Source organism: Allobosea sp. P2_A10 (assembly GCF_056405115.1).
In genome coordinates this window covers 78,755-90,864 of sequence record NZ_JBFUCS010000007.1, presented here as the reverse complement: position 1 = coordinate 90,864, position 12,110 = coordinate 78,755, and the positions used below count along the sequence as shown (strand labels likewise).

Annotated in this window: 12 protein-coding genes; 7 read left to right on the top strand and 5 right to left on the bottom strand. The window is 65.5% G+C overall.

Annotated features, from left to right (window positions below; genetic code table 11):
• Window positions 1-139 precede the first annotated feature (139 nt).
• Both secB and AC1DZY_RS12205 read left to right on the top strand, forming a co-directional pair.
• On the top strand, window positions 140-634 hold the full coding sequence (secB, locus tag AC1DZY_RS12210) for a protein-export chaperone SecB (protein ID WP_476820378.1): 495 nt from the start codon (window positions 140-142) through the stop codon (window positions 632-634).
• 152 nt (window positions 635-786) lie between these two features.
• Window positions 787-1,518 (top strand): TerC family protein, encoded by a 732-nt coding sequence (locus tag AC1DZY_RS12205; protein ID WP_476820377.1) that lies wholly within the window; start codon window positions 787-789, stop codon window positions 1,516-1,518.
• Here AC1DZY_RS12205 and dnaQ read toward each other — a convergent pair whose 3' ends face one another.
• The 5 genes from dnaQ to AC1DZY_RS12180 are packed head-to-tail and all read right to left on the bottom strand — an operon-like array spanning window position 1,519 to window position 5,189.
• Window positions 1,519-2,232 carry a DNA polymerase III subunit epsilon gene (gene dnaQ / locus AC1DZY_RS12200; protein ID WP_476820376.1) on the bottom strand — a complete coding sequence of 238 codons (714 nt, stop codon included), beginning with the start codon at window positions 2,230-2,232 and terminating at the stop codon, window positions 1,519-1,521.
• Entirely contained in the window at window positions 2,225-2,848 is a 624-nt protein-coding gene (coaE, locus tag AC1DZY_RS12195; RefSeq protein WP_476820375.1) for a dephospho-CoA kinase, read from the bottom strand. The genes dnaQ and coaE overlap by 8 nt, the downstream gene beginning before the upstream one ends.
• Window positions 2,849-2,883: 35 nt before the next feature.
• A complete protein-coding gene (locus AC1DZY_RS12190) occupies window positions 2,884-3,717 on the bottom strand; it encodes a shikimate dehydrogenase (protein ID WP_476820374.1) in 834 nt (277 codons plus the stop codon).
• Between the two features lie 18 nt (window positions 3,718-3,735).
• Complete coding sequence (locus AC1DZY_RS12185; RefSeq protein ID WP_476820373.1) at window positions 3,736-4,362, bottom strand: Maf family protein; 627 nt, start codon at window positions 4,360-4,362, stop codon at window positions 3,736-3,738.
• Window positions 4,359-5,189: a pyruvate, water dikinase regulatory protein gene (locus AC1DZY_RS12180; RefSeq protein ID WP_476820372.1), complete on the bottom strand. Its 831-nt coding sequence runs from the start codon at window positions 5,187-5,189 to the stop codon at window positions 4,359-4,361. The genes AC1DZY_RS12185 and AC1DZY_RS12180 overlap by 4 nt, the downstream gene beginning before the upstream one ends.
• A 453-nt stretch (window positions 5,190-5,642) precedes the next feature.
• Here AC1DZY_RS12180 and hemE point away from each other — a divergent pair, with 453 nt between their 5' ends.
• The 5 genes from hemE (at window position 5,643) to mnmG (ending at window position 12,104) form a co-directional block, all read left to right on the top strand.
• The gene (hemE, locus tag AC1DZY_RS12175) at window positions 5,643-6,677 is read left to right on the top strand and encodes a uroporphyrinogen decarboxylase (RefSeq protein WP_476820371.1); all 1,035 of its coding nucleotides are present in this window, start codon (window positions 5,643-5,645) and stop codon (window positions 6,675-6,677) included.
• On the top strand, window positions 6,643-7,113 hold the full coding sequence (hemJ, locus tag AC1DZY_RS12170) for a protoporphyrinogen oxidase HemJ (RefSeq protein ID WP_476820370.1): 471 nt from the start codon (window positions 6,643-6,645) through the stop codon (window positions 7,111-7,113). The genes hemE and hemJ overlap by 35 nt, the downstream gene beginning before the upstream one ends.
• A gap of 226 nt (window positions 7,114-7,339) precedes the next feature.
• Window positions 7,340-8,605 (top strand): transcription termination factor Rho, encoded by a 1,266-nt coding sequence (gene rho, locus AC1DZY_RS12165; RefSeq protein WP_476820369.1) that lies wholly within the window; start codon window positions 7,340-7,342, stop codon window positions 8,603-8,605.
• A gap of 220 nt (window positions 8,606-8,825) precedes the next feature.
• Window positions 8,826-10,133, top strand: a complete 1,308-nt coding sequence (mnmE, locus tag AC1DZY_RS12160) for a tRNA uridine-5-carboxymethylaminomethyl(34) synthesis GTPase MnmE (RefSeq protein ID WP_476820526.1) — start codon at window positions 8,826-8,828, stop codon at window positions 10,131-10,133.
• A gap of 84 nt (window positions 10,134-10,217) precedes the next feature.
• A complete protein-coding gene (gene mnmG / locus AC1DZY_RS12155) occupies window positions 10,218-12,104 on the top strand; it encodes a tRNA uridine-5-carboxymethylaminomethyl(34) synthesis enzyme MnmG (RefSeq protein WP_476820368.1) in 1,887 nt (628 codons plus the stop codon).
• The last annotated feature ends 6 nt before the right edge of the window (window positions 12,105-12,110 follow it).

Genomic DNA, 12,110 nt, shown 5'->3' with positions numbered 1-12,110 from the left:
TGAAGGCGGCTTCTTGTGCCGCGCTGGCGTCCATGATAGCCGACGCCCGCATTGCACCGGAAAGACGGTGCGAAAGTTCCCGATGTCCTCAACCGGCCCGGGACTTCCCCAGTTCAGCCCGCAGATGATGATGGGACCGATGGCCAACGAAATCCCCAACGGCAACGGCGCGCAAGCCGCCGAAGCGGCGCCGAGCATGAGCGCCCTGATCCAGTACATCAAGGATTTCTCGTTCGAGAACCCGAAGGCGCCGCGCGCGCTCAGCCAGCAGGGCCAGCAAGGCCCGCAGATGTCGCTGCAGGTCAACGTCTCCAGCCAGGTGCTCGGCGACAGCGACTACGAGACCGTGCTCCAGCTCGAGGGCAAGGCCGAGCTCGACGGCGAGACGCTGTTTGCCTTCGATCTGAGCTATGGCGGCGTGTTCCGGCTGATCAACATCCCGCAGGAGCACGTCCACCCCGTGCTGGTGATCGATTGCGCCCGGCTGCTGTTCCCGTTCGCACGCCAGATCGTCGCCGAAGCCGTGCAGAATGGCGGCTTCCCGCCCTTCTACGTGCCGCCGATCGACTTCGCGCAGCTCTATCAGCAGCGCATGAACGAGCTTCAGGGCCAGCAGGGCGCGCCCAACGCCTGAGCTCGACCCGTCCAAATGAAATCCGACGAAAGGGCCCGCAAGGGCCCTTTTTCGTTCGCGTCGGACAGGCGCCAGCCCTTGCGGCGCGCCCGTCAAGCCTCCATCTCGCGAGACAGTCGACGGCATCGAACACGCCGCTTGAAGGAGCCGGGATGGACTATCTGATGACGCTTGCCGCCGACCCCACCGTGTGGGCCGCACTCGGGGCATTGATCGCCATGGAAGTCGTTCTCGGCATCGACAACCTGATCTTCATCTCGATCCTGACCAACAAGCTGCCCGAAGAGCAGCGCGCGCGCGGCCGAAAGATCGGCATCGGGCTCGCGCTCATCCTGCGGCTCGGCCTGCTCTCGACGGTCGCCATCATCGTCCAGCTCACCACGCCGGTCTTCTCGATCCTCGGCAAGGCGTTCTCCTGGCGCGATATCATCCTGATCGCCGGCGGCCTGTTCCTGGTCTGGAAGGCGACGAAGGAAATCCATCACAAGGTCGATGTCGACCATGGCCCCGACTTCTTCGACGGCGGCAAGGCGGCCGCCGTCACCTTCGGCGGCGTCATCGTCCAGATCCTGATCCTCGATCTGGTCTTCTCGATCGATTCGATCATCACCGCCGTGGGCATGACCGACCATATCCCGGTGATGGTGATCGCCGTGATCGTCGCCGTGCTGGTGATGCTGCTGGCGGCCGACCCGCTGGCGAATTTCATCGAACGCAACCCGACGATCGTGATGCTGGCGCTCGGCTTCCTGCTGATGATCGGCGGTACGCTGATCGGCGAAGGCTTCGGCGCGCATGTGCCCAAGGGCTACATCTACGCCGCGATGGCGTTCTCGGCCGCGATCGAGGGGCTGAACATGCTGACGCGGCGCAAGAAGAGCTGATCAGGCCTCGTCGCTCAAGCCGAGATAGCCGGCCCAGAGCGGCGTCTTGCCGAGCGAGCGCACGAAGCTCTCATGGGCGGCGACCGTACCGGCGTCGAGGCGGGACGCCAGCGGCCGCTGTCGCCTGGGGCGCTCGACGGCCGCACCCGCAAGGCCGCCGGGCCCGCCACCGACGGTGGCGGCGCCAAGGCCGAGCGAGGTCTGCTTGCCGCCGATCAGCTCGATATAGACCTCGGCCAGGATCTCGGCGTCGAGGAGCGCTCCGTGCTTGGTGCGGCGGCCATTGTCGATGCCATAGCGCGAGCAGAGCGCGTCAAGGCTGTTGGACGCGCCGGGATGCTTTCGGCGCGCCATGGCAAGCGTGTCGACGACGCGGTGCTGCTCGATCGGCCCGCGTTCGAGGCGCTTCAACTCCATGTTGAGGAAGCCGATGTCGAAGGCGGCGTTGTGGATCACCAGCCTTGCATCGCCGATGAATTCCTCGAACGCATCAGCCACCGAGGCGAAGACCGGCTTGTCGGCAAGGAACGCATCGGACAGACCGTGGACCCTGAAGGCCCCGTCAGACATCGGCCGCTGCGGATTGATGTAGCAATGGAAGCTGCGCCCGCTCGGGCAATGATTGACCAGCTCGACGCAGCCGATCTCGACGACACGGTCGCCTGCATTGGCTTCGACGCCGGTGGTTTCGGTATCGAGGACGATCTCACGCATGGTCGGCACCCTCKGGGCGCAACCGGCCGGGCCGGCCGGCGAGCACGCTCAGGATAGAACCGACCTGGCGCTGCGCTGCCAGCAGCCCCCTGCCGGTGTCCACAAGGAAATGGGCATGGTTGCGCTTCTGCGCATCGGGCATCTGGCGGGCGAGGATCGCGGCAAATTTCTCCGCCGTCATCTCCTGCCGGGCGAGCACCCGGTCGCGCTGCACATCGGCTGCTGCCGTGACCACGAGCACGGCGTCGCAGCGCTCCTGTCCGCCAGTCTCCAGCAGCAGCGGCACATCGAGCACCGCAAGACCGTGACCGGCTTTCCGGCACCGATGCAGGAACGCCTGCTCGTCCTGGCGCACCAGCGGATGGATAACGGCCTCGAGGCGCTTCAGTGCTTCTGGCTTGCCAAGCACGGCGGCTGACAGCCTGGCGCGATCGACCGCGCCATCGGCGACGACACCGGGGAAAACCTGTTCGATCGCCGCGACCGCGCGGCCGCGATAGAGCGCATGAACGGCAGCGTCGGCATCGTGGACGGGCACGCCAGCAGCGCGAAAAAAACCCGAGGTGGTCGACTTGCCCATGCCGATCGAGCCGGTCAATCCGAGGATGAAGGTCATGCCAGCCTTGCTTTCCCCGCTCGCTCCAACCCGAATCAGGCCCCTACGATATCCGCTTCGAGCCGCGCCCGCAGCGCTGGCGTGACGCTCGGTACGACCCCGAACCAGCGCGCAAAACCGGGCACGGCCTGATGCAGCAGCATTCCGAGCCCGTCGACGACGACTCCGCCGCGCCTTTGCGCTTCGTCCAGAAGGGCGGTCCGCAGCGGCAGATAGACGATGTCGTCGACGATCGTACCGGGCCGCAAGGCAGCGAGATCGAGATCCAGCGCTGGCTGGCCCTTCATACCCAGCGAGGTCGTGTTGACGATCAGATCGGCGCTGCCGACCAGTTCGTGCCGGAGCGACCACTCCGTCGCTTCCAGCGGCGCGCCGAGCGCCTGCGCCAGCTCGTGCGCCCGCTCCAGGCTGCGATTGGCCAGGATGATCCGGGCGACGCCGCGAGCCTTCAGGCCGTAGGCGATGGCGCGCGCGGCGCCGCCGGAGCCCAGCAGCAGCGCCGTGCCGACGCGAGCCTGCCACTCGGGAACGGTCGTATCGAGATGGCTGATGAAGCCGGCGGCGTCGGTGTTGTCGCCGATCAGGCGGCCGTCCTCGACCCAGAGCGTATTGACCGCGCCCATGGCGCTGGCGACGTCGCTGACATGGTCGAGCAGTGGCAACGCAGCTTGCTTGAGCGGCACCGTGACATTGCCCCCGGTGAATTCCCCGGCCCGGATACGCGCAACGAATTCCGGCAGATCGGCGGGCGCGACGTCGATGCGCTCATAGGAGCCGGCAAGGCCGTGCTGCGCCAGCCAGGTCCCGTGGATCAGCGGCGAGCGGGAATGGGCGATCGGGTGACCGATGACGAAACAGCGGGAAGACATGGAGCAGGCCTTGGTCGATTACTCAGCAAGCAGGCCCTGATCGCGCAATGCCACGAGAACGGCAAGCAGCGGCAGGCCGAGGATGGTGAAATGATCGCCCTCGACCGCCTCGAAGAGCTGCGCGCCGAGACCCTCGATCTGGTAGCCGCCGACGCTCGCCAGTGCAGCGTCACCTGCAAGCGCCACGTAATCGGCGATGAAGCCGGCGCTCAGGCTGCGCATGGTCAGGCGCGCCGTCTGGACGCCTTCCGCAAGCACGACGCCGTCGCGAGCCAGCACGAAGGCCGAATGCAGGACGTGACTGCGGCCAGACAGCGCCGCGATCTGGTCCCGCGCGGCGGCGGCATCTTCCGGCTTGTGAAAGCTCCGGCCATCGCAGGCGAGCGTCTGATCGGCCCCCAGCACGACGCGACCCGACTTTGTGGCGGAGACGGCGAGCGCCTTGGCGCAAGCGAGCGCGGCAGCGATCGCGTCTGAAGACACCCCGTCCCGCTGGAGCGGGCTTTCGACCGCGCGTTCATCGATATCGGCCTTCAGCACCTCGACGGGAATGCCCACCGCCAGCAGCATGTCGCGCCTCGTCGCGCTTCCCGAGGCCAGCAGCAACGGCGCGTCGGACAGCCACAGCGTGGCCGCGCCGGTCATGTCGCGATGAACTTCATGCGGTGGTCGCGCAGCAGATCGAGGATCGCGGCCGCCGTCTCCTCGATCGAGCGGCGGGTGACGTCGATGACGGGCCAGCCCTTGCGGGCACAGAGACGCCGCGATTGCACCACCTCGTCGGCGACGGCGGCTGGATCGACATAGGGCGTCTCGTCATCGGCCTTGAGCGAGAGCAACCGGTTCTGCCTGATCTGGACGATGCGATCGGCGCTGGCGACGAGGCCGACGATCAGCGGCTTTTTCAGCCGCTCCAGCTCGGGCGGCAGCGCGACATTCGGGACGAGGGGAACGTTGGCGGTCTTGATGCCGCGATTGGCGAGATAGATCGAGGTCGGCGTCTTCGAGGTCCGGCTGATGCCGACCAGGATGATATCGGCGCTTTCGAGGTCGCCGCCGAGTTGTCCGTCATCATGCAGGAGCGTGTAGTTCATCGCATCGATGCGACGGAAATACTCGGCATTCAGGACGTGCTGGGCGCCAGGCTTCGGCGCCGAAGCCTGCCCGAGATAGGACTGGAACAGCGAAAGCACGGGCTGCAGCACCGAGAGACACGGGCAACCGAGCTCGCGGCAGAAATTTTCCAGCCGCGCCGACCATTCAGGCTCGACCAGCGTATAGAGTACGACACCGGGCGAGGCCTCGATCTCGGCGAGAACGCGGGCAAGCTGCGCCTCCGAGCGCACCAGCGGATAGACATGCTCGATCGCGGAGACGGTCTCGTACTGGGCCGCGGCGGCGCGGCTGACTGCGATCAGGGTCTCGCCGGTGGCGTCGGAGACAAGATGCAGGTGGAAATAATTGCGGGCCACGGCGGCTCCCGGGTTGGCGGACAGGCCACCTCTAGCGCGCCGGGCAGGCAATGCAAATCGAGCGGATCAGCGCTGCGGGCCCGATTGGGGATTTTGCCGGAGCTGGGGGTTGGTGTGGACAAACGAAGCGGCTTGGCAAGGCCGGCGCCGGGCTCTGTATAACCCCGGGATTCGATCAACAGGCGAGGGGCGGCGAGACGGTGGGCAGTGTTTCACGTGAATCATTTTTGGGTCCGTCGGCCTACCGCGGATTCGAATTGGTTAAGAAAGCCTTAACGATCCCGATTGACCCGCGTCTGGCGCGCGTTCGCCGGCGCAGCCCCTGTGGACAGGTTGTGGACGGGTTTGCGCCGGGCTATTTGCCCCTCTCCAAGAGTCAAAAAAGAAGATTCTCTCTATAATCATATTAAGAGAGATCGGGATGGATTTCAGCGACAGGAGGCCGGAGTAAGCATGGCGACGCGTKAAAAACAGATATTCTTGCGTGCGCTTGGCGGCGAAACGCTTCCCGTTCCTCCGATCTGGATGATGCGGCAGGCAGGGCGCTATCTCCCCGAGTACCGGGAGCTCCGAGCCAAAGCAGGCAGCTTCCTCGATCTCTGTTACAATCCCGCTCTTGCCGCCGAAGTCACACTTCAGCCGATCAGGCGCTTCGGCTTCGACGCCGCCATTCTGTTCTCGGACATCCTGGTGATCCCGCACGCGCTCGGCCAGAAGCTCTGGTTCGTCGAGGGTGAAGGCCCACGGCTGGAGCCGGTTCCAGACGAAGCCCGTTTCCGGGACCTGCTGGAGGAAACCGACCCTGCCGTGCTGGGGCCGGTCTACGAGACCGTGTCCAGGGTCAAGGCGGCACTGCCGCGCGAGACGGCGTTCATCGGCTTCTGCGGGGCTCCCTGGACGGTGGCGACCTATATGGTCGCTGGACGGGGCACGCCCGATCAGGGGCCGGCGAAGGCCCTGTTCTCGCGTGACCCGGCGCTGTTCCAGAAGCTGATCGACCGGATCGTCAGCGCGTCGTCCGACTATCTGTGCAAGCAGATCGAGGCGGGCGTCGATGTGGTGCAGATCTTCGACAGTTGGGCGGGTTCGCTGGGGCCTGAGGACTTTGAACGCTGGTGCATCGCGCCGACGAAGACGATCGTCGCCAATGTACGCGCCCGGCATCCCGATGCACGGGTTATCGGTTTTCCCAGAGGCGCAGGCCGGCTGATTCCGGCCTATGTCAAGGCGACGGGCGTCGATGCGGCCGGGCTCGAAACCGAGATCGACCGCGATTTTGCACGCTTGGAAATCCAGTCGCTGGTGCCGGTGCAGGGGCATCTCGACCCGCTGACGCTGCGCGCCGGCGGGCCGGAGCTCGAAGCCGAGGTAGCGGCGATCAGGGCTGCGTTTGGTGCGCGGCCCTTCATCTTCAACCTCGGCCACGGCATCCTGCCGGACACGCCGATCGCCCATGTCGAGCGGCTTCTCGCCGCCGTCCGAACCTGAAAGACCAGAGCGCATGTATGAGTGGATCAAGGCCTTCCATGTCATGGCGGTCATCGCCTGGATGGCGGCGATGCTCTATCTGCCCCGGCTGATGGTCTATCACGCCGAGGCGCCGGTCGGCTCAGCCCAGTCCGGGACCTTCAAAATCATGGAACGGCGGCTGCTTCGGGGCATCATGACGCCCGCGATGCTGGTGACCTGGGCGCTGGGGCTCTACCTCGCCTGGAGCGCATTCGGCTTCAAGGGCGGCTGGCTGCACGGCAAGCTGCTGCTGGTCTTCATCCTGTCAGGCATCCACGGCTATCTCGCCGGCCGGGTGCGTGCCTTCGCTGAAGACCGGAACGACCGGAGCCCGCGGTTCTATCGTATCCTCAATGAGGTTCCTGCCGTGCTGATGGCGCTGATCGTCATTCTGGTGGTCGTCAAACCCTTCTGAAGGCGGTTTGCGATTCCAGCTTGAGCAGCACGGCGATTCCAGCTATCAGATCGTGGCGCCTCTGTGGTGTCCTTCCCTGTCGTCGTTGATTCGTGGGCCGACTGCCGCTGCAGACGCCCATCGCCACGCGACAGTCACGCGGGTCCGTCCTGGACCTGACGTATCTTCCGACCATGTCCTGATCCCTGCCACACTCGAGCAGGGGCCTTTACGATCCAGGTGCCCCATGCGGGAAATCAAACTCCAAGACCTCAAGGTCAAATCCCCGACCGAACTCCTCGCCTTTTCCGAGGGTCTCGAAGTCGAGAACGCCAGTACGCTGCGCAAGCAGGAGCTGATGTTCGCCATTCTCAAGCAGCTCGCCGCCAAGGATACCGAGATCCTCGGAGAGGGCGTCGTCGAAGTCCTGCCCGACGGCTTCGGCTTCCTGCGCTCGCCCGATTCGAATTATCTGCCCGGCCCCGACGACATCTACGTCTCGCCGACGCAGATCCGGAAGTTCGGTCTGCGCACCGGCGATACCGTCGAGGGGCCGATTCGCGGACCCAAGGACGGCGAGCGCTATTTCGCGCTGCTCAAGGTCAGCACGATCAATTTCGAAGATCCCGAGAAGATCAAGCACAAGATCAATTTCGACAACCTGACGCCGCTCTATCCCGACGAGCGCCTGCGTCTCGAAGTCACCGATCCGACCAAGAAGGACTTCTCGGCTCGCGTCATCGACATCGTCTCGCCGATCGGCAAGGGCCAGCGCGCCCTGATCGTCGCGCCGCCGCGCACCGGCAAGACCGTGCTGCTGCAGAACATCGCGCAGTCGATCACCACCAATCACCCCGAATGCTACCTGATCGTGCTGCTCATCGACGAGCGGCCCGAAGAGGTCACGGACATGCAGCGCTCGGTGAAGGGCGAGGTCGTGTCCTCGACCTTCGACGAACCGGCGACACGCCACGTCCAGGTCGCGGAGATGGTGATCGAGAAGGCCAAGCGTCTGGTCGAGCATGGCCGCGACGTGGTGATCCTGCTCGATTCGATCACGCGTCTGGGCCGCGCCTACAACACTGTCGTGCCATCCTCGGGCAAGGTGCTGACCGGCGGTGTCGACGCCAACGCCCTGCAGCGGCCCAAGCGCTTCTTCGGCGCCGCCCGAAATATCGAGGAGGGCGGCTCGCTCACCATCGTCGCGACCGCGCTGATCGATACCGGCTCGCGCATGGATGAGGTGATCTTCGAGGAGTTCAAGGGTACCGGCAATTCGGAAATCATTCTCGACCGCAAGGTTTCCGACAAGCGCATCTTCCCGGCGATCGACATCCTCAAATCGGGCACCCGCAAGGAAGAGCTCATCACGCCCAAGGACGTGCTGGCCAAGACCTATGTGCTGCGCCGCATCCTGAACCCGATGGGCCCTCAGGACGCGATCGAGTTCCTGATGGACAAGCTGCGCCAGACCAAACAGAACTCGGACTTCTTCGACTCGATGAACACCTGAGGTCGGTTTTCGGTTGGCCAAGGCGAGCTCCGCGTCGATCGATTCGGATCCGTTATGGGCAAAGCCCGGCTGGTGTTTTAGGCTCCGTCGGGGTCCATGGTGGGAAGTCCGCCTCGGTATGACCGGGAATTCCCGGGTTCTTGCGTCAGCCATACCGGAATCGATCCTCCCACCGCGGTAGTGCTGGCTTGGTATGGCCAGGATATTGGCAGCGATGACCGTGACGTCGAGCAATCCGACAATTGTCGCGCTATCGTCCGGCAGCGGACGTTCCGGTGTCGCGGTCATCAGGATATCCGGCCCGCGCGTTCGATTCGTGCTCGAAACGATGACGGCGGGCGTGCCGCCTCCGCGCCAGGCGGCGCTGCGGCGGCTCCGCGCCGACGATGACGATGTCATCGACACCGGGCTCGTCCTGTTCTTTCCGGCGCCTGCGAGCTTCACCGGCGAGGATGTCGCGGAGCTTCAGGTTCACGGCTCGCGGGCCGTGCTCAGCCGCCTGCTCGGCATTCTTACGGCGATGCCGGGCGTCAGGTTTGCCGAGCCGGGCGAATTCACGCGGCGCGCTTTCGAGGCCGGCAAGCTCGACCTTGCTGCCGTTGAAGGTCTGGCCGACCTGATCGATTCGGAAACGGAATGGCAGCGCAAGCAGGCGCTTCGGCAGATGGAAGGCGCTCTCGGCGAAATGGCTGCGCGCTGGCGGCGGGCGCTCATCGAAGCCATGGCGCTGGTGGCGGCCGAGATCGATTTTTCCGACGAAGGCGATGTCTCCGGCCCGCTCGTCGAACAGGCAGGGGCGATCGTCGCGGGCATAGGCGATGAGCTTCGCCGGGCGCTGGGCAGCTTCGAGACGGGCGAGCGCGTCCGCGAAGGCTTCGTGGTCGTGCTGGCTGGTCCGCCCAATGCGGGCAAGTCGAGCCTGCTCAATGCGCTGGCGCGGCGCGAGGTCGCCATCGTCTCTGCAGTGGCTGGAACGACGCGCGACGCGATCGAGGTGCGGCTCGATCTTGCCGGCCTGCCGGTGATTCTGATCGATACCGCCGGATTGCGCGAGAGTAGCGATCCCGTCGAGGCCGAAGGCGTCCGGCGGGCGCTCGGGCTGGTGGCGCGCGCCGATCTCGTGCTGGGCCTGCGCTCAATCGATTCGGAGCCGGAGCGATCCTATCCCGGCCAATCCGTGCTCGCGATCGCGACGAAATGCGATCTGCCGGGCGATCTGCTGCCTGATGAGATGGGTGTATCCGCATTGACGGGGGACGGGCTCGCCCGGCTGCTCGAGACTATCGTCGCGCGGCTTGGCGCCTTTTCCCAGGCGGAGCCGGCCTTGTTGACGCGGCAGCGGCACCGTGTCGCCGTCACCGACGCTCTCGTTGCGCTGGAGCGCGTATCGGCCGCCGCGCACGGGCAGATCGAATTGATCGCCGAGGACGTCCGGCTCGCGGTCGTCGCGCTTGAACGTCTCGTCGGCCGGATCGGCGTCGAGGATGTGCTCGACCAATTATTCTCGGGATTTTGCATCGGAAAGTGAGAAAGGACGGCGCGAAATCACGCGTTCGTCCGATTTCGCGCATAAATCGTTGACCCCGCCACGGGGCTTCGCTAGCCAAACCGCATGTCACATCATCAGGCAGGATACGACGTGATCGTCGTCGGCGGCGGCCATGCCGGCGTCGAGGCTGCGGCGGCGTCCGCCAGGCTTGGTGCGCGCACGGCCTTGCTGACACACCGTCCCGAGACCATTGGCGTGATGTCGTGCAATCCCGCAATCGGCGGGCTCGGCAAGGGCCATCTCGTCCGCGAGATCGACGCGCTCGACGGGTTGATGGCGCGCGCCGCCGACCGGGCCGGCATCCAGTTCCGCATGCTCAATCGCCGCAAGGGCCCCGCCGTGCGCGGGCCAAGGGCGCAGGCGGACCGCAAGCTGTACCGAGAGGCTGTGCAGGATTTGCTGGCCGAGCAGGCCAATCTCGATATCGTCGCCGGCGAAGCCTTCGACATCGAGATCGACGCGGGGCGGGTGAAAGCCGTTCTGCTGGCGGATGGACGTCGATTCGCTACCGGAACGGTCGTGCTGACCACCGGAACCTTTCTGCGTGGCCTGATCCATATCGGCGAAGCGAAGATCCCGGCTGGCCGGGTCGGCGAGGCGCCGTCGCTGGGGCTGTCTGCGACGCTGGAGCGCCATGGTTTTCCGCTGGGCCGACTCAAGACAGGCACGCCACCGCGTCTGGATGGCCGCACGATCGACTGGGCGGTGCTGGAGATGCAGGCGGGCGATGATCCGCCGGAGCCGTTCTCGGCGCTGACTGAGGCGATCACGACGCCGCAGATCTCCTGCGGGATCACGCGCACGACGCTGGCGACGCATGACCTGATCCGGGCGAACCTGCATCGCGCGCCGATGTTCTCCGGCCAGATCGAGGGTCGCGGGCCGCGTTATTGCCCGTCGATCGAGGACAAGGTCGGCCGTTTCGGGGATCGCGACGGGCATCAGGTCTTCCTGGAGCCGGAGGGGCTCGACGATGATACGGTCTATCCCAACGGCATCTCGACCTCGCTGCCGGAGGATGTCCAGCTCGGCGTGCTCAAGACGATTCCGGGCCTGGAGCGCGCGACGATGCTGCGGCCGGGTTATGCGATCGAGTACGATTTCGTCGATCCCCGCGCTCTCAAAAATACACTGGAGACCCGGGCCGTGCGCGGGTTGTTTCTGGCGGGGCAGATCAATGGCACCACTGGCTATGAGGAGGCCGGGGCGCAGGGGCTGTTTGCCGGGCTGAATGCCGCGCGCCACGCCGGTGGCTCCGAGCCGGTCGTGCTGGAGCGCTCGGCGTCCTATATCGGCGTGCTCGTCGACGACCTCGTGACGCAAGGCGTTACGGAGCCGTATCGAATGTTCACGTCGCGGGCCGAATTCCGGCTTTCGCTGCGTGTCGATAACGCCGATGAGCGGCTAACAGGGCTCGGCGTAGGGCTTGGGCTGGTCGGATCGACCCGTCAGCGCCATTTCCAGGCACGCTCCGACGCCATCGCAGAGCTGCAGGCCCGATTGCGCGAATTGTCGCTGACGCCGCAACAGGCCGAGGCCGGTGGTGTTCACGTCAACCGCGACGGCCTGCGCCGCAGCGCCTACCAGCTGCTGTCTTATCCCGACATTGGCTATGAGCGACTTGCCGCGATCTGGCCCGAGCTTGCCGCCTACGCACCTGCGGTCGTCTCGCGGGTCACGGCCGATGCGGTTTATGCCGTGTATCTCGATCGGCAGGCCGCGGAAATCCAGTCCTACAAGCGTGATCAGGCGCTCAAGGTTCCGGAGCACCTCGATTTCGACGGTATTTCAGGGCTGTCCAACGAGCTGAAGCTCAAGCTCGGCGCCGAGCGCCCTGCGGATCTGGCACAGGCGGCCCGGATCGAGGGGATGACGCCGGCGGCGCTGACATTGCTCGCGGCCCATGCCCGACGGAGCAAGCCGGCCCTTGCCGCCGAGCCGATCGCGTGATTCGTG